Origin of the sequence: Bacillus andreraoultii, from assembly GCF_001244735.1 — a bacterium.
Taxonomy (GTDB): Bacteria; Bacillota; Bacilli; order Bacillales; family Caldibacillaceae; genus Caldifermentibacillus; species Caldifermentibacillus andreraoultii.
Genome location: NZ_LN868937.1, coordinates 759827 through 777741, shown reverse-complemented (window position 1 = coordinate 777741; position 17915 = coordinate 759827). Strand labels below are relative to the sequence as shown.

The window sequence follows — 17915 nt, the reverse complement described above, 5'->3', positions numbered from 1 at the left end:
AAAAAACAGGGGCAAAACATAATCGCCCCTGTTTTTTATTATTAAATTGCCCAATCACCATTTCGGAAAATCGGAACAATTGTACCATCTTTTTTAATTCCATCAATATTCATTTCACTTGAGCCGATCATAAAATCGACATGGACGTGAGATGTATTAATACCATGCGCTTTCTTCTCCTCATCACTCATCTTCGTTCCACCTTCTACATTTGTCGGGTATGCAGAACCAATCGCTAAGTGGTTTGATGCATTCTCATCAAATAGTGTATTAAAAAATGTAATACCTGATTGAGAAATTGGTGATGGATCTGGAACAAGGGCTACTTCCCCAAGACCTGTTGCACCTTCATTTTCAAATACTAATTTCTTCATTACTTCATCGCCTGATTCAGCAGTAATATCAACAATTTTTCCATCTTTAAAATGAACTTCTATACCTTCAATAAGTGTTCCGGCGTAACTTAAAGGTTTTGTACTGCGAACGACACCATCCATACGGCGTGTATCCGGTGCAGTAAACACTTCTTCCGTTGGCATATTCGCAATAAAAATCTCACCTTTTGGATTTACACTTCCTGCACTGGCCCAAATATGATTTTCCGGTAAACCAATTGTGAAATCTGTACCAGGTGCAGTATAGTGTAATGCTTGGAATTGGATTTCGTTTAGTTTATCCGCTTTTTCTTTTAATGTATGAACATGTTCGTCCCAAGCGGCAATCGGATCATCCGCATAGACACGGCATGTTTTGAAAATTTGATCCCATAATGCATCAACTTGTTCCTCGGTAGTTGCAAGGTCAGGGAAAACTTTAGCTGCCCATCCTGTACCAGCCGCAGCAGCAACCGTCCATTTTACTTCATCGTTTTGTGTTGCTGTCAGTTGTGCTTTAAAGGCTTTTGATGCAGCTTTTTGATATGCAGTAATTTTTTCAGGATCAATCCCATTTAGTAATCCTGGATCACTTGATACGATGGAAAGACGGCAAACTCGATGATTTAATACATGGTCTTCCACTTCTTCAATTTCATAACTTGGAATATCTGTTAAAACCTCAACTGGTTGGTGTTGATAATGCATCTTACTAATTGCATCATCTCCCCATTTTACAATAACCTTTTCAGCTCCTTGTTCGTAGGCCGCTTCTGTAATAAGACGTGCAAGAGGAGCTTGGTCAACAGCAATTGTCATTTTTACCCAATCGCCTGGTTGAACATTTATCCCCTTCACAACAAGTAGTTTCGCATATTTCTGTAAATTTTGTTCAAAGTTTGGTAAAACCATCTTCATTCCTCCAATCTTGTATGTATATCATTAATATCAACATAGTTTTCCATTTTCTGCAAGAGAGTCAGGAAAATATATTTTGACTTGTCCTATATTTTTAAGTTGATAAAAGGTTTCGGCTTATCATTTTTCCTTTCCAAAACCTATTTTTCTTTTTATAGACAACGGTTTAGTTACTTATTTATCAAGTACGTATATTGCTACTAAAGGAACTTATTTTAAAGACTCCTCTACAAAAAATTCAAGTTAAGGAGGGATGCATCGTGGAACAACGAAAAGACCCATTTTCACAATGGTTTCGGCTTGATCACTTTAGTCACAATGAACACGGTGAAAATAATGAAGCCATGGAAACAGAACAGAATGTATCGAACATGGAACCCAAAGAGCTTCCCAATACAAATCAGCTCGAGAATAATCAGACCACTCAACACCAAGATTGGTTGTTCGGTCGTACAAGACAACAGCACTTTGATTCTAACGAGAAACTTCATAACAATGCACAAAACCGTCAACGTGACTGGCTGTTTGGTCGTCCAAGGGTAAATCATAATAAACAACACGAAGAGGTAACAAGTACAACCATTGATATTAATCAGATAATGGAAACAGCTTCTCTCTTCCAAGATACAGTAAAAGAGTTAAAACCATTATGGGATATAGCTTCCCCTTATATAGAGAAATTGAAGAAAAGTATTAAAAAGGAATAGATGATATCCTATCACCCCTAAGTCCGTTGTAAAACCTCGCTTTGGGGTGATTGAAAAAACTTGATTTAGACAATTCCTTCCGCTAAATTCTCCTTATTTCTTCGTTATTACCTTTTTGAATCGCTGGTTTCTTTTGTTGTTTACGTATTTCATCATTACTTTTCAAAACAGATGCACCTAAGTTGTTGTTTAATGCAGCTTCTTCATTAAGCCTTTCTTTTTTAGCCAAATAAATCCCTCCATTCAAAAGTACTCCCCTTTAATTTCTCTTAAAATCAGCTAAATTATTTATTGCAAAATTTATTAACATAGCTTTCGTATATGATGATTATTTTAATTAGGAGGGGAAATTGGTGGGACTGATACAGAAGGAAAATTACTTAGACAATTGAATCAACTGTCGGCCATCATCATATGGGGATGGCGATTTATATGGGGATTCAACTTTCTACATAAAAAATTCCTTGCAATGAAATAAATATTTTTCACCTTCAAGGGTACGTTATTCTTGAGGTGATAAATATGGCAAAGTTAAAAAAAGATCCATCAAAAGCAGGTGTTAGTGCGGCAAGTGTTAAAGGGAATGCCGGGCCGGGTGGAGAACGAGCTCATGTCGATAAGAAAAATAGTCAGAATAACCAATATAAAAAGTAATTGACTATTTGAACAGACAAAATGTCCAATAGATCCGGGGCGTCTTTTTATAGAACGCCCCTCGACTATTTTCATGTTCACAAGTATTATACAGACATATCTCAACGAAAAAATTTATTCTCTCCGTAACAAATCTGTTAAAGCCGTTTCCAGTTTCGGGTACTTAAACTGAAAACCATGTTTTTGCAATACGGTTGGCAAAACACGCTGTCCAAAAACGACGAGCTGACTCTTTTTTCCAAGTACTATTTTCAAAAGGAATGCTGGGGTTGGAAACCAATGAGGGCGTTTCAGTACCTTCCCGATTGTTTTACCAAACTCTTTCATCCTTATAGGTGTAGGGGCCGTTACGTGAACAGGTCCGCGTATCGTTTTATTTTCAATAGCAAAATCAATGGCCCGAATGACATCACATATATGAACCCAAGATACCCATTGCTTTCCATTACCAACCGTTCCACCGACAAATAATTTATACGGAAGTACCATAAGTGGTAACGCACCATCAGTAGCTCCTAACACCATTCCGAAGCGCATAAAAACGGTGCGTACGCCAAAATTATCGGCTGTTTCTGCCTTTCGTTCCCAATCAGAAACCGTCTTCCCTAAAAAGTCATCCGCTCGTTCCATTGAATCTTCCGTATATGTAGCTTCTAGTGATGTAGGGAAAATTCCAATGGCACTCGCATTAATGAATGTTTTTGGCTTGTTTGGTAAAGCTTGCATGATTCGCAATAACTCACCAGTTGCTCCCATCCGACTTGTATAAATTTCCCTTTGATGCTTCACTTTCCATCTACCTTGATTAATCGACACACCGGCAAGATTTATAAATACATCAACACGCCCAAGTTCTTTTTCTGGAGTAGCCCCACTCGTTAACCATTGTACATACGTTATATTTTTTGAAGCCCTTCCCTCTCCTCGTGTTAAAACGACAACCTCGTGCCCTCGTTCAATAAGATATTCCGTTAACTTTTTACCAATAAAACCCGAACCACCTGCAATGATGATTTTCAATTACAATCCCTTCTCCCTCCGAACAGTTACCGTCTCTCCACCAATTCCCCAATTATCGGTATCCACTTCATCAATGACAACGACGGTCGTGTTCGGATTTTTCCCTAGAACGTCGACTAATAATTGGGTCGCACCTTTAATTAACGCTGCTTTCTTTTCTGGTGTAACATCTTCTTTCGTTATCTTTATATTCACGTATGGCATTTATATTTCCCCTTTCAATCATATATTGACGTTTAGACTGTTCGTTTGTCTCAGTTCACTCTCTATTGGTAACCTAGCCCGAAATCAATAATTTAATTGACTTTCATTTGAACTCTTTATTTTTTTCTTAGATAAAACAAGAAGGAATGAACCCATTAAAACAGACACTCCGGCACCAATTAACGGGAGATGAAAGCTTCCAGTAAATGTTGCGAAACTCCCAGCAATCACAGGGCCAATCATTTGACCAGAAGCATAAATTGTAGTCATTATACCAATTATTCGACTACTATTCTCGGAATCTATTTCTCTTGCTAAAGTTGTTGCTAAAGTCGTTATACCCATAAAAGTGGCACCGAATAATATGGCTGATAAGAGAAAACTCACTTCTGCATTCCAAATGACTGGAAGTGTAATTCCAACAGCTTGCAGCACCATAGCAGTAATTAATGCCTGTACATCCCCGATTTTCTTTGCAAATTTTGCCCATAGATAACAAGAAGGAATGGCCGATAATCCGACAACCGTCCAGATTGCTGTAGCTTGTTGGTTAAAAGTAGTTGTTTTTTCTGCAATTGACACAATGAACGTACCTGTCACAATATATCCTAATCCTTCTAATCCATATGCAATTAGTAAGAACGTCAAGAATCGTTTAGAATCCATTTTTGAAAAATGTTTAGGAGTCATTACTTTCTCCGCACACTCATGAATCGGTTCTTTATCTCTCACCCAAACAGATACGAATAAGGTGAGGATCCCACATAAAGCAGCTAGACCAATCCAGAGCATTTCCCATTGAACAGAATGATGAATATATGAGATTAAGAGACTTGATGAGAAAATACCGAACCCAACACCGCTATAAAAGAATCCGGACCAACTTGTCTTTCCTCTTCTTGCTAACTTATCGAGAACGATACTAGACGCAAAAACAAATACAAAACTACTCGCAACCCCAGAGAAAAAACGAAGCAAATGCCAAATTAAATAAGCATGTGACAATCCCATTAGCCCCGTAGTTACCACACTACTAACTAAGCTAACTTTTAACCAAAATGTACGTTTTTCTTTCGTAGGTATAATACTTGCCAAAAGTGCTCCAACTAAATAACCAGCATAATTACTTGTTGCCAATAACCCAGCCACCGTATCAGAAAATCCCAAATCATCTTGCATCAATGGAAGAAGCGGCGTATAGGCAAAACGACCAATCCCCATAGCAATCGTTAATGAAAATATACCACCAATTAAAGTAAAAACTAAGTTCTTCGTTAATACCCACCACCTTTTTCAAATACAGTCAGTGACAATACTTAAATTTCCTGTTATTATATAATAAAAATTCAGATTTATCTATTTTTATTATACCAGTTTGTATTGTTGGCTACCATTGCTTCCTTTTTTATATTACTAGTAGTCTCTAGTATTGCTTTGTTCAACTTTATCATAAAGCATATCCATGTCTTCATTAATAGCTCCATTAAACCGTTGATAGAATCATTCATTGTTCATTCAATACCCTTTTATCTTGTCCATTTTTTAAAAGTTGATTTCTCCTTAGACTTTTGCAAGTTCAAATCTCGCTCATTGTTTAATTTACAAAAAATAGAGGAAAGACCGAAATCTTCCCTCTAAAAAGCAACTAAAACCCATACTCCGCTTCTTTTTCTGCACGAATTTTTCCGTAAGTGTCAGTTAAAACAACTGTATCCTCTACTAACCTTTGTATCCGGAAAAACACATCATCATTAATAATTTCTTTCCGATAAAAATCTTTTTCTTCTATAAAAACGTAAGACTGAATAACTTGCGCTTTCATATAGGAGAGGATAGGTTTTAGTTGTTGTTCCGCGACTAAATAATGTTTCGATGAGCCAGCTGTTACGATAATACTTACCACTTTCCCTTCAAAAGCACGTTCTGGAAGCAAGTCAAAAATATTTTTTAACGTCGCTGGAATAGAAGCTTGGAAAATTGGCGTACCAATAATGATAGCATCTGCATCCATAATCGTTTCGGTCACATATTTTGTATCACCTTCATATTCCAAGTAGTTGCGCCCATCACTAAACTGTACGTCATACTCCGCCAAATCAATTAAGGTCAACTCAACCTCAGAATATTTTTCCTTCAACTCTTTCATTGTTGCATTCATAGCTGTTCTCGTTTTTGAACCGACTTTTGAGCCCGATAATCCAACAATCTTCATTGTTTCTCCCCCTTGCTTGCTGTATATTTTTTAATCGCAGGCAAAATTTCCGTACCAATTACATCAATATTACGTTTTATTTTATCAAACGGAACTCCACCAAAATCCATTTGTGCCATGTACCGTTGATGACCGAACTGTTCATATTGATAAAGAATTTTTTCAATCACTTGCTGTGGACTACCAACATTCATAATGCTACGCAGATCTGCACCTTGAGCAAATAATTGTTTTGCAAAACCACGACCATTCGTCAACTTCATCCCTTCATTTATATGAGGATAATATTCGCTTAACGCTTGCTGTGTTGTTTCTGCAGTATAGAAAAAACCTGTTGTTGCAACGGGAAAATCAGCTGGGTTAAACCCACGCCTTGTAAGTGCCTCTCGATATGTATCAATCGATTGTTTAAAATATGAAGCAGGTCCACCGAGCATCGCAAGCGCCATTGGAACACCTTGATAACCAGCTTTTAATGCACTTGCAGGAGTACCGCCGACCGCACGCCAAATCGGAAGTGAACCTTCTTTCGGTCGCGGTAGTACTTTCGCGTTTTTAAGTGGTGCTCGAAATTCACCACTCCAGTTAACTACTTCATTCTTATTAATTTCCAACAACAACTCAAACTTTTCTTCAAATAGCTCTTCATAATCATGAAGGTCATAGCCTAATAATTCAAAAAGTCCAACACGTGATGCTCGACCAGCAATAATTTCTGCACGTCCATCGGAAATTAAGTCAATCGTTGCAAAATCCTCATAAACCCTAACCGGATCTGAGGTGCTTATGATTGTAGAAGAACTACCAATTTTAATTTTTTCCGTCGCTTGAGCTATTGCGGCCAACACAACAGAATGTGCCTGTGTTGTAAAATATTCTTGATGACTTTCCCCCACACTAATAAACTCAATCCCTGCCTGTTCCGCTAACTTTGCAATTTCAATAATTTCTTGAAGTCGCTGGCTTGCTGGGATTCGCTCACCGGTATACGGATTAGCCAAATGATCGCCTAATGTATAAATCCCGAACTCTAATCCATTCCTTACGTCAATACGATATTTTTCCATTCCCATTAATGTAAACCTTCTTTCTATGTTAACTATTTAAAAATAGTCTTATCACGTTTTCCATTTATCCCCGAACTATAGAAAGTGGGATTCACAGAATAAAGTTAGCTATTCCCCCTGATCGAGTATTTCCTTCACCACAAAACAAGTACCATTCTTTTTGAACAAGGTTAACTATTACAATTATTACTTCCTACTATTATTGTAACGGTAAATGAATTCTGATGTAAGTACGCACCCAAAAGTGGTATAGTATACAAAAGGATACTTATAGAAGGTTACCCGTTAATTGATCTAACACGTAAATGTTTTTTCACAAAATGATACTAGTAGTAGGAATCTATTATTGGTCTATCACATGATTGGTTTGTTAATACAAATGATAGGAACGGAGGGGAATCAATGAATATCGAACCCGAATTATGTAAGGTTGAGAACGCGCTTGAAATTATTGTTGGCAAATGGAAACCAATTATTTTGCTTCATTTATTAAAAAACGGGACGATGCGCTTTAGCGAATTAAAACGCAGTATCCCGAACATTACACAGAAAATGTTAACAAAAAATTTACGGGAATTAGAAGAGGAAGATATTATCGAACGGGTTGTTTTCCCTCAAGTACCACCAAAAGTTGAGTACTCCATTACTGAATACGGGAAGGAACTCGAACCAATCCTCCATGCCATGCACGAGTGGGGAATGAAACACGCAATGCACAAACAACAACGGAAATAAAGAAAATTGAGGGCTAATTTTTGAACTTCTCATTTTTCATCGAAAAGGGGGGTTCCCATGACTTTTCCACAAGAAAATGAAACGAAAACATATGCAGAATACTTAAAACAAGGGGAAGACGTACAATATGAAGGAATTAATGGGGAAATCTTTAATATGACTGGTAGGGAAGTTCAGTCATGACATTGAAGACGATATTTTTTGACTTAGATGATACATTACACGATCATATGCAACCATTTTTCAAATCCGTTCAAACGGTTTTTCCTACTTTTGATAAAGGTACATCGATTCAAACTGTTTATAAAAAGTTTCGAGAAGTAAGTGACGAACTTTGGCCAATATACTGTCAAGGGGAAATAGACATACAAGACATGCGAACGGAACGCATCACTCGTACGTTACGCAACTTTCAATTTCCCATATCTTTAAAAAAAGCAGAACAATTCCAACAAACGTATGAGGACGCACTAAATCATTTAACATTATTTCCTGAGGTTCTTGATGTCATCTTCTATTTAAAAGAAAGAAACTATCAACTTGGTATAATTACAAACGGTCCCACTGATCATCAAAACAAAAAAATTGAATTGCTCGGACTAAAACAGTTTATTTCAAAGGAGTTTATTTTTGTTTCTGATGAAGTAGGTGTGGCAAAACCCGACTCAGCCATTTTTCAATACGCATGTGATAAAACAGATATATCCCCTGAGGAAACCCTTTATATCGGTGACACTTGGGAAAATGATGTTGTCGGACCGATCGAAGCTGGATGGCAGTCTATTTGGTTTAATCATCGAAGGAGAATACGTATGACAAACCATGAACCATTTTCGGAGATTCAACGTTTAATAGAATTACGGACGATTCTATAATAAAAATGGGGAAGGGGCTGTCCAGGAAAATGTCCTTTTGATTTCCGGATGCCCCTCTTCTTGTTTCAAATCTTGATTATCAACATTCCTCATTATCATATTTTGAGGGATATGCACATTTCAAATAGTCCTGCTCATACGACCCTCTGTTTTAACCCCGAATTGGGCGTCTACAACCATTCTAGATGACCGCTTCAAGCTTTTCCACCACGATTTGGGCATCTACAACTCTTCTAGATGATCGTTTCTTCCTTTTTCACCACAAAATGGTCATCTATGACTACTCTAGATAACCATTTTAAATCGCCTAAATCCTCAAAATCTCCCTAATGTCTTCTTCCGTTAGTGCAGTCGATTCATTTCCCTCTGTATCAATAATATCAGCAATGAGTTTTCGCTTTTTTTCTTGAAGTTCATTCATCTTCTCTTCAATCGTGCCGCGTGCAACCAATTTTATGACTTCGACTTTATGCTTTTGCCCGATGCGATGTGCTCGGTCAGCTGCTTGTTCTTCAACCGCGGGATTCCACCATAAATCATATAAAATAACCGTGTCCGCCCCTGTTAAGTTCAATCCGGTACCACCCGCTTTTAAAGAAATCAAAAACAAATCCCGCTCTCCCCCATTAAATCTTCGGCAAAGATCTACTCGTTCTTCAGGCGCCGTACTTCCATCTAAATAAAAATACGACCGACCACGACTTGTCAGTTCCCTTCCGATGAGGTCTAGCATTTTCGTGAATTGGGAAAAAATTAATACTCGCCTTCCGGACATTTTTGCTTCATCTAATATTTGAAAAAGCTGTTTGAATTTTGCGGAACTTCCTTGATAATCTTCCACAAACAACGCTGGGTGGCAACAAATTTGCCGCAACCTCGTCAAACCCGCTAATATCCTAATTTTATTTTTCTGAAATGTCTCTTTATCAAGATGTTTTAATGTCTCTTCCTTTAATTTTGCTAAAAATGCTGCATAAAGCTTCTTTTGGTCTGGCAATAGTTCAGACACAACAAGTGTCTCTTCTTTTGCCGGTAATTCATCTAGCACATCTTCTTTTACCCGCCTAAGCATAAACGGACGAACACGATCTGCAATAGCTTTCCTTGTTAAATGGCTGTACGCCTCTAATCCTTGGAATAACTGTGGGAAAATAACGTGATAAATTGACCATAATTCTTCAATTGCGTTTTCCATCGGAGTTCCAGTTAAGCCAAAACGATGATTTGCCTGTAACTTTTTCACCGAGCGAGCTGTTTGGGTATATGGATTTTTAAACGCTTGAGCTTCATCAAAAAATATTGTATGAAAAAATTGCTTCTCAAACCACTTCAAGTCACGACGCAAAATCGGATAAGAAGTTATTAGAACATCCCCATTCTCCAATTCCTTCCTAAGTTCCCTCCGCTCCAGTTGCGTCCCATCCATAACGATTGCTTGAATTTCCGGGGCAAAAGTTAGCAGTTCATTCAACCAATTATATGTTAATGAAGTGGGACAAACGATTAAAACGGGGGCTTTTTGCGCACGAATCGTCTCAAGTTCAGACACAATAAATGTTATACTTTGTAACGTTTTCCCCAGCCCCATATCATCGGCTAGCACCCCACCGAATCCATATTGTGAAAGAAGCTTCATCCATTTAAAACCAGTTTTTTGATAATCTCGTAAAATTGATGCCAAACTTCGTGGTACATCAAAATCAAGTGTCTCTGGATGTAGTAGTTGATTGAGAAACTGACGAAATGATTCTTCCGGTGCAAAAACGGAAGTATCTCCAATGATGTTTAGAAATTTCAAGCCTTCTAATACTGGTCTTGCCAGTGTCGCCTCATAATCATCATCTTGGATTGGTTCTGCCTCAAGAAATGCGCGAATAGCTTCCATCTCCTTTGTTTCTAGCGACAATAGGGATCCATTTGGGAGACGGTAATATTTTCTTTTCACTTCTAGTGCAGCTAGTATCTCCTTAATTTGTCTATCTGGAATGCCATCCATTTCAAACTTAAATTCAAGCCAGTGCATCCGTTCTTTATGCATTTTCACACGAATTTTCGGCTGCACTTGATTTGTTACAACTCGATTTCGTACCGCGGTAGTTGCAAAAACTTGTGTCCGCTTTTGTAATTTAGGTAGCGTATGAATCAAAAACTCATATTCCAACGCTTCATTTTGCATAAAAAAGCCGCCTTCAGTTTTTGTAAATCCGCTCCCCTCCATTAGTTTGAGAATCTCATTTTCGCTTTCTCTATCTCTCACAACAAGTTGGGCTGGTTCATGATTTTCTAACGGCTGAATTACAATATGATTATAATGGAATTCAATGCCCGCGAGCAGACGGTTTCTTACGCGATCTAAATATAATTTTGCGACAAGTGGTGCTCTCAACATTTGTTCTGTCAGCGACTGTGACAGCTGAACATCGCCAATTTTTTTCAGACTAGGAACAACTTTTTTTAGGAAAAATTGTAGTTGTTGGCGTGGAATCGGAATAGTATTTGTCCCTGTATGAGTAGCCATTTCTTTCAATTGGATGAAACGTTCAAAATCCTCCTCATCTAGGTGGAAAATTTTTCCTTCCAGAACAATCACTTGATAACCATTCATAATAACCATTCCTTCTAGTCCACGTATAATCATATGAATGTTTTCGGAATCACGTTCTTCTACAGAAAATTGAATGGGCAATGACTGATGAACAACTTGCAACCCATTATATTCTCGCCCGTTTTGTTGAGTTGATACAGATGAGGCTTTTTTTAATAGAGGAAAAAAGCTTGTCCAAATGGTCGGTGGAATGAGCAGCGTTTCTTTTGGAAGACGAACATTCAAGTGGGTTCCTAAGCTAGTAAAAAAAGCTTCTTCATCACGGTACACACGAATTAATTGATGAAGCACCGTATCCGTTTCAACCGGAAAGCAATGTTCATTTGAATCATAGGTAAATTGCGATGTAATCTCACTACGCTTGCCCCCCTTCAAATCTTGTAAAAGTTTCCGTATATCCCGAATTTCGAAACCTTGAATACTTACCTTTATACCAAAAAAACAGGAATGCTGTTCAAGTTTTATCGGTAGTAACGTGAAATGAACATCTAGTACTTCTCGTTGTTCGAAGTGAATTTGATGACCAGTCGTACGTGCCTGTCGCTGTTGAAATAAACGGATAAATTCATTTGAAAGATTCTCTTCCCGAGAGGTCTGTTCATTACTTAATTGGGTAACCGCCCCTAAGCTTTGTTGTTCAAAAATCATAAGTAAAACAGCTGCTACATGTTGACATGGTTTTGCAAAATCAAGTAATTGCGAGCAGCTACAGCTCGTTTGAAAATTCCCTACTGAAATATTTTTAATTTCTACATGAAAATCCTCTGCTCCATATACTGTTGCTTTAACGAAATCAGACTTATCCACATGAATTTCTACTTTTTCTGCTCGACAGAACGCTTGCCCTCTTTTGAAAGAGACGGTCCCGCAAAGTTCTTTAATGATTTTTTGATTAAGCTTTATATCCATTGATTTACCGCCTCCTCTTTCTTACCGCTCACAGAAGAACTGTACTTATTTTATCATGGAATTGTTATTTTATCGATTAGTAGTGGATTTTAACAAAATATTAAGAATAGATAAATTTCATATAGACAAACTAACGTTTGTATGATAACATGTATTTAACTAATTCAGAAGAGGTGGATAAAATCTCTTCTTTATGCTGTAACTACTTCTTCCCTTATTTGTATTTGCTTCAAACTTGCATATAATATTTGTAGGAGGAATGCATTATGGACACTGAACTATTGCAGCAGATACTTGGAAAAGTTAGTCAAATTGATGAGATGAATACTAGATTGAGTCAAATTGAATCCGACATAAGTGAAGTTAAGAACGAGCAAAAAGAAATGAAGAAAGACATAGTAGAGATAAAGCATGAACAACAAGGAATGAAAAAAGATATAATAGAAATAAAGCTCGAGCAGCAAGGAATGAAGAAAGACATAGTAAAAATAAAGCAAGAGCAGCAAGGAATCAAACAGGCTGTTCGTGAAATAGACGAGCGCACGAAGAAAATTTTAGAAAACCAAGATGAGCACGAGCAACTTATTCATTTACTAGGAATGAGATCACTTAAACAAGAAGCAGAATTAAACAAAATGAAATAATCGTCAACTGACGGTTTATTTTTTTATAGAATTACGAATAGAGCTGTCCTGCACCTTTCCCTAAGACAGCCCACTAGTTGACCAAAATTACTTACTAAATGTAATCTCTTCCGCTCCACTTCCATCACTGTTCATCTTATATAAGTGATATTCCGCGTTCCCTTTACCAAAGTTCGTATCCAACATGAAATAAATAATTTCCCCATCCATACTTACAATCGGATCACTTGCATGTTTTCCAAAATGGGTTAATTGCTTCTCTTCTTTCGTCTCCATATTATATCGATATAATTCATATTCAAATGTCCCGCTACTATCTGGATTGCTGACTGATTGAAAAATCATTTCCTTTCCAGAAGGTAACAATATAAAACTATAAATATCGACATCACGAGCCGAATCTGAAGCTATTTTTATTTTATCCGGTTGTTCCAATGGAATTTCAAAAATTCGTTGTTTAACTTCGAATGATTCGTCTGCATTTGTTACGTTCGCATCATCATCTTTCTGAATGAAAATCCGCTTACCATCTGTGTCCACACGTAAAGACATCATACTATATTGATCAAAGTGTGTAAGCTGCCTCTGTGCTTTATCGCTAAATTGATAGGCATATACATCGAAACCATGTGGACGTTTTCCTGCAATCGGTGAGTAGTTTTCAAATGTGCCTGACCGTAAATAAAGTAATGCCGACTGATTCGGTAAAAATTCAAGCTCGGTAATGGTTGCAGTATCAGTAAACAAATCCTTACTCTCTTTTTGTTCCGTATCAAAAAGATGAACCGTACTCTTCAGCTTCGTTTCTTTATCTTTATTCGACGTAACATAAGCTAACATCGAGTCATCCGGAGAAAATGTTGGATCAAAAATATACGTATTTTCATCAAACTCGGCCACCAACTCACGAGTAGAACGCTTTTCATTATATAAAAATAACTGTGGCTTCCCATTTTCATAGTTCACAAAGGCAATCTGTCCACTAGCAGACACATCATACTGATTCGTAAGCCCATTAATTTTTTCACTCTCTGTTTTATTAAACATTAACCCAAGGACAACAAGGGTACCCGTTAGTACGAGTAAACAGATGAATAAAATGATTAGTCTTTTTCGCTTCATCCCAAAATTCCTTTCGTCACAGACCTTAATTCATTACCGTGGGAAAAACAACCAAAATACAATAACGAGTAATAAAATAGTCAACGTTGCGCCTAATGAAATGGCTGTTTTTATGTTTCTTTTAGCAACTTTCACTTGAACAAAATAACTACCAATCCAAAATAAAATTGGTAATAGAAAAATCAACACTGCTGGATGAATTCCAATCATGACTAAACCACCGAACATAAAAAATAAGGACAAGAAGGTAATGACAGCTCCTAAAAGAATGTTAATCCCGTGCAATAACTTCATGGATTTTTCGTCTGGACTAAAATCATAAATTGTTGTTCGATAAACAAGTGCCAAACTTATCGCGATATTTAGCCATAACCAAATTGCCAAACCAACTGTAGCATAGTCTAAGTAACTAACAATTAATACACCATACAGGAGAGTCAATATATGAACAACGAGCAAACTATTCAACCATAATTTCCGATTGATATGGAAGCGTTGGTTAAGTGGTAAAAAAAGTAACAATCCACCTGTTGCCATTGATATTAAAAGCCACCCGATGACTGCATCACCTTCAATAAATAAGTTCATTAAATAAATCGTAATGGTAGCAAGAATTGACGAAATGGCTAACGTTAACATTAATTCCTTTCGATACGGAAAAAGAGCCTGTTGAATTCCACTGCCAATTTCTCCTTCTTTACCAAAAAGTTTCATCGCCCATTCCTCCGCTTCTTCTTGCCCGATTCCTTCTTCTTTCATAATATTGTCCCGAGAAAGTTCCAGATGAATGAGCAATTCTTCAAAAAGGTCTTCTTTTTCTTGCTTAGAACCTTCTGTGTAACATACAATATTCTCCACATACTGTTCTAACTTTGATTTCATACGAGACCCTCCGAACTTTTTTTCACTAATTGCTCAACAAAATTCCAATCTTTTCGCTTTTTCTCCAGTTCTTTTATGCCGGATTCGGTCATTCGGTAATACTTTCTTCGGCCAGATGCTGTTTCAGACCAATACGACTCAACCCATTTATTCCGCTCCAGCCGTTTCAATGCCGGATACAATGTCCCCTCACTCATTTCATACTGATCGTCACTTAGTTGTTTTAATAACTTTGTAATTTCATAACCATATAAATCACGCTGTTTAATCAGTGATAAAAGAAGAAGATCGATACTTCCTTTCAACATTTCCTTGTCCACTTTTTGTCACCCCTTTTCAATTAAATTGTAACACGATGTACATCGCTTTACAAGGTATAGTAAATAATTTAGGTATATGTGCAGCTTGAGTAGGTATAGATGCCCAAATTGATGAAAAACTTGGGTAATCGGTCACGTAGATGAGTTGTAGACGACCATTTTGATAAAAAAATTGGGTTAATTGGGCGTCTTGAACTGCTATAAATACCCAATATGTAGCTATAACTACGTAGGCAATCCAAATAATTGACATTGGTTTATTATATTGGATTATGAATTCGTCACGACTATAGCACCTTTACGTAGGATATCCCACTTAATATCCTCTCTTCTCTAAAATCTTGAAGAACGAATTGAATAGGCTACACTTAACTGGACAGAAAAATTAAGGTGTAAGTAGACTAAGAGCTATTCCGGTGATTATACAAGTGAGCAGGTTAAAGAGATTTTAAATGAAATGGATATTGCTGAATTCGAGCATCATTTAGTTAAGGATTTTGGTTCTCATCAAAACTAAATAATGGATTGTTAGAAGGCATCAATAGCGTATTTCAAGCTGCAAAACGCACGGCAAGAGGATATCGTTCAGAAAAGAATATTATTGCCATGGTATTTCTTCTACACGGTAAATTGGATTTCGCTTTGAACAAAAAAATTTAGAAAAACATTTAAATACGATAAATTAACCGTTCCAATAACCGTGTCCCGCAGATTCTCCAACTCGTTCTTGATTGTTTGATTGATATGCTTGGTTACATTAGAAAAATTGACTATTGCTTTTTTGACAGCATCATTCAACAAAAATAAGCGATCATCTTTCCATTGATCATCACCTATAACTGTAGTTGATTTCATCAAATAGAAATCACTTTTAAAAAAGAAAACTAATACCCGTATGTTTCGCCTTCTTTTAAGTTTAAAATATAGTTGTTAATCGAAATCGTACTGTCATTTACCCACTTAACATTCACTTGTTCACTGTTATTTTGAATGTAAATATGCTTTTTAAACCAAAGTGGTCCATTTAATTCTCCCCTTACCCCAAACGAACCTGCTGCACCTAGATCATAACGATAAAAATCAATTGTATAGTGACCATCCGGGGAGTGTACAGTTTCCATATAGTCATCCACCCATAATGATAAACAAATAACTAGAAAAAGAGCGATTGATATTAAAAATGATAACACGACTGTAAACCAGCCTCTAATTTTTGCAATCATATTCCGATTATATTTAAAACCAATAACTCCCAAAATAAATGTTAATCCACTAACTAAGAGAACTATATAGTTGGGCGGTGTGATTAACCAATTATTGTATTGAATAGAGGAAAATGAAACGACCACTAATCCTAAGCATAAAAGTGTTAAATAAAAAGACCATAGATTGTATCTTTTATCCATAATATCCCCCTGGTTTTTTTAATATTTCAGCTATACACATGAAAATAAGATAAAAAGTATATTTGTTGAAAACAGCTGGACGGGTTCATAATTTAAATTTGATTATGAACCCCTAGTATAAATCTTCAAATAACTTTTTAATGATCAGTGTTTATTTCATTAGTAGCTAATACCATATTCATTAGAGTAGTTTTTTTATCTTATAGATATTCGTTGCTTGATTATTTATGAATAGATTCTAGATTATGCTATTAACATATGATTCATATTAAATGTAATTCAATTAAAACTCTTTTCCTTCAAAAAATTTAAAGGTTAATATACTGTCTAATTTATTCGTATTTAATACCATGGTTAAATCCTCTAGTAATCGCTTCTTTTGCTTGATAATCATCTGGAATGCCATTGAGTACTTTAGATACAAGATTTCCGGCATTTAACAGAGTTTTTAAATCAAAAAGTAACCGTCCAGTATAACCATAATTGTAGTTACCCAACCATTTACTATTGTGAATCTCAGTTGCACCATTCGGTAGTTTCATTGTAAAAGTTTTATTCCATGGGGAGAAACCAGACACCGATTTGTAATCCCATGCTCCCTTCGGCTTTACTTTACCTACCCAATATGCAGTAGCCTTCGTTACCCCATTAGCTCTTAACACATTCTCAACAGAATTATAATTTCGTGCTACCAAACTCTTTACATCAAGATATGCTGCCATCGGTATAATTTGTGGCTCTTTTACTTTCCTTTTTTGATAGTCTTGATATACTTTTTCTTCAATTTCTTCAGCACTTAAACTTTGTATTTGTAAGTTTTCGTCATACCAATTTATACCTTCATCAACCGTGAAATTTACTGCTTCTATTTTTTTCTTGTATTCAGTTAATAGCGAGGAGTCAATAACTAACTCATCAACTTTTTCATCAATTACAAGCTTACCATCATTATCTAGTTTAATTAGTTGCAAATCTATAAATTTATTGTGTATTTCATCAAAGGTGTTTAGTTCGATATGTGTTTCTGATGCATAAACTGGTGAGGACACGAGTAAACATGCAAACATAAAGAGAAATACTATTGCGATTTTTTCCAACTTCATCCAACCCCTTAAAATTTCTAGATAAAAACACCTAAGTCTAATTAAAAACTTTTCACATAACCAGTTACTGTTGCTGATAAAATTACTAGTAATGTTAGCCTTTCTTATTGGGTATGCACCCGTCTGAAATTACTAAAGTTTACTTTTTTCCGGTACCG

Annotated in this window: 20 protein-coding genes and 1 pseudogene; 7 read left to right on the top strand and 14 right to left on the bottom strand. The window is 36.5% G+C overall.

Translation table 11 applies throughout. From position 1 onward, the window contains the following. Positions 1-41 precede the first annotated feature (41 nt). Positions 42-1286, bottom strand: coding sequence for an aminopeptidase (locus BN2144_RS08840; protein WP_033827908.1), 1245 nt, complete (start codon positions 1284-1286; stop codon positions 42-44). 266 nt (positions 1287-1552) lie between these two features. Between BN2144_RS08840 and BN2144_RS08835 the strand changes: the two genes are divergently transcribed. Next, on the top strand, positions 1553-1999 hold the full coding sequence (locus tag BN2144_RS08835; RefSeq protein WP_033827907.1) for a hypothetical protein: 447 nt from the start codon (positions 1553-1555) through the stop codon (positions 1997-1999). Positions 2000-2081: 82 nt separating this feature from the next. Here the strand turns inward: BN2144_RS08835 and BN2144_RS19905 are convergent, their stop codons facing one another. Then, positions 2082-2228 carry a hypothetical protein gene (locus tag BN2144_RS19905; protein ID WP_154665504.1) on the bottom strand — a complete coding sequence of 49 codons (147 nt, stop codon included), beginning with the start codon at positions 2226-2228 and terminating at the stop codon, positions 2082-2084. A gap of 293 nt (positions 2229-2521) precedes the next feature. On the opposite strand from BN2144_RS19905, the gene BN2144_RS19160 reads away from it, so the two are divergent. Further along, positions 2522-2653, top strand: a complete 132-nt coding sequence (locus tag BN2144_RS19160; protein WP_075047818.1) for a YuzL family protein — start codon at positions 2522-2524, stop codon at positions 2651-2653. Between the two features lie 114 nt (positions 2654-2767). Here the strand turns inward: BN2144_RS19160 and BN2144_RS08830 are convergent, their stop codons facing one another. The 5 genes from BN2144_RS08830 to BN2144_RS08810 all read right to left on the bottom strand — a co-directional run bounded on the left by BN2144_RS08830 (position 2768) and on the right by BN2144_RS08810 (position 7156). Then, positions 2768-3673 (bottom strand): TIGR01777 family oxidoreductase, encoded by a 906-nt coding sequence (locus BN2144_RS08830; protein WP_033827906.1) that lies wholly within the window; start codon positions 3671-3673, stop codon positions 2768-2770. Continuing rightward, positions 3674-3877 (bottom strand): tautomerase family protein, encoded by a 204-nt coding sequence (locus tag BN2144_RS08825; protein ID WP_033827905.1) that lies wholly within the window; start codon positions 3875-3877, stop codon positions 3674-3676. It abuts the gene before it with no gap. Between the two features lie 84 nt (positions 3878-3961). Beyond that, a complete protein-coding gene (locus BN2144_RS08820) occupies positions 3962-5119 on the bottom strand; it encodes a YbfB/YjiJ family MFS transporter (RefSeq protein ID WP_268258044.1) in 1158 nt (385 codons plus the stop codon). A gap of 403 nt (positions 5120-5522) precedes the next feature. Beyond that, on the bottom strand, positions 5523-6089 hold the full coding sequence (locus tag BN2144_RS08815; protein WP_033827903.1) for an NADPH-dependent FMN reductase: 567 nt from the start codon (positions 6087-6089) through the stop codon (positions 5523-5525). Continuing rightward, positions 6086-7156, bottom strand: coding sequence for an LLM class flavin-dependent oxidoreductase (locus BN2144_RS08810; RefSeq protein WP_033827965.1), 1071 nt, complete (start codon positions 7154-7156; stop codon positions 6086-6088). The genes BN2144_RS08815 and BN2144_RS08810 overlap by 4 nt, the downstream gene beginning before the upstream one ends. Before the next feature lie 402 nt (positions 7157-7558). On the opposite strand from BN2144_RS08810, the gene BN2144_RS08805 reads away from it, so the two are divergent. The 3 genes from BN2144_RS08805 to BN2144_RS08800 are packed head-to-tail and all read left to right on the top strand — an operon-like array spanning position 7559 to position 8766. Continuing rightward, positions 7559-7891 (top strand): winged helix-turn-helix transcriptional regulator, encoded by a 333-nt coding sequence (locus BN2144_RS08805; RefSeq protein WP_033827902.1) that lies wholly within the window; start codon positions 7559-7561, stop codon positions 7889-7891. A 57-nt stretch (positions 7892-7948) separates the two neighbouring features. Beyond that, entirely contained in the window at positions 7949-8074 is a 126-nt protein-coding gene (locus BN2144_RS20610) for a hypothetical protein (RefSeq protein WP_268258027.1), read from the top strand. Next, on the top strand, positions 8071-8766 hold the full coding sequence (locus BN2144_RS08800) for an HAD family hydrolase (protein ID WP_033827901.1): 696 nt from the start codon (positions 8071-8073) through the stop codon (positions 8764-8766). Before BN2144_RS20610 ends, BN2144_RS08800 begins: the two co-directional genes overlap by 4 nt. A gap of 307 nt (positions 8767-9073) precedes the next feature. Here BN2144_RS08800 and BN2144_RS08795 read toward each other — a convergent pair whose 3' ends face one another. Continuing rightward, positions 9074-12280, bottom strand: a complete 3207-nt coding sequence (locus BN2144_RS08795; protein ID WP_033827900.1) for a DEAD/DEAH box helicase — start codon at positions 12278-12280, stop codon at positions 9074-9076. A gap of 266 nt (positions 12281-12546) precedes the next feature. Here BN2144_RS08795 and BN2144_RS08790 point away from each other — a divergent pair, with 266 nt between their 5' ends. Continuing rightward, positions 12547-12924 carry a hypothetical protein gene (locus BN2144_RS08790; RefSeq protein ID WP_050632268.1) on the top strand — a complete coding sequence of 126 codons (378 nt, stop codon included), beginning with the start codon at positions 12547-12549 and terminating at the stop codon, positions 12922-12924. Between the two features lie 87 nt (positions 12925-13011). Here the strand turns inward: BN2144_RS08790 and BN2144_RS08785 are convergent, their stop codons facing one another. The 3 genes from BN2144_RS08785 to BN2144_RS08775 are packed head-to-tail and all read right to left on the bottom strand — an operon-like array spanning position 13012 to position 15248. Then, entirely contained in the window at positions 13012-14046 is a 1035-nt protein-coding gene (locus BN2144_RS08785; protein ID WP_033827899.1) for a TolB-like translocation protein, read from the bottom strand. Positions 14047-14079: 33 nt separating this feature from the next. Beyond that, positions 14080-14928, bottom strand: a complete 849-nt coding sequence (locus BN2144_RS08780; RefSeq protein WP_033827898.1) for a permease prefix domain 1-containing protein — start codon at positions 14926-14928, stop codon at positions 14080-14082. After that, on the bottom strand, positions 14925-15248 hold the full coding sequence (locus BN2144_RS08775) for a PadR family transcriptional regulator (RefSeq protein WP_033827897.1): 324 nt from the start codon (positions 15246-15248) through the stop codon (positions 14925-14927). The genes BN2144_RS08780 and BN2144_RS08775 overlap by 4 nt, the downstream gene beginning before the upstream one ends. A gap of 498 nt (positions 15249-15746) precedes the next feature. On the opposite strand from BN2144_RS08775, the pseudogene BN2144_RS19155 reads away from it, so the two are divergent. Next, a pseudogene (locus BN2144_RS19155) lies at positions 15747-15908 on the top strand (transposase); the annotation flags it as partial. Here the strand turns inward: BN2144_RS19155 and BN2144_RS19690 are convergent. The 3 genes from BN2144_RS19690 to BN2144_RS08760 all read right to left on the bottom strand — a co-directional run bounded on the left by BN2144_RS19690 (position 15867) and on the right by BN2144_RS08760 (position 17751). Next, a complete protein-coding gene (locus BN2144_RS19690; protein ID WP_139017879.1) occupies positions 15867-16106 on the bottom strand; it encodes a hypothetical protein in 240 nt (79 codons plus the stop codon). The pseudogene BN2144_RS19155 and the gene BN2144_RS19690 overlap by 42 nt on opposite strands. Positions 16107-16132: 26 nt before the next feature. After that, positions 16133-16654 carry a DUF5412 family protein gene (locus BN2144_RS08765; RefSeq protein WP_033827895.1) on the bottom strand — a complete coding sequence of 174 codons (522 nt, stop codon included), beginning with the start codon at positions 16652-16654 and terminating at the stop codon, positions 16133-16135. Positions 16655-16986: 332 nt separating this feature from the next. After that, complete coding sequence (locus tag BN2144_RS08760) at positions 16987-17751, bottom strand: polymorphic toxin type 44 domain-containing protein (RefSeq protein WP_187366992.1); 765 nt, start codon at positions 17749-17751, stop codon at positions 16987-16989. Between the last annotated feature and the right edge of the window lie 164 nt (positions 17752-17915).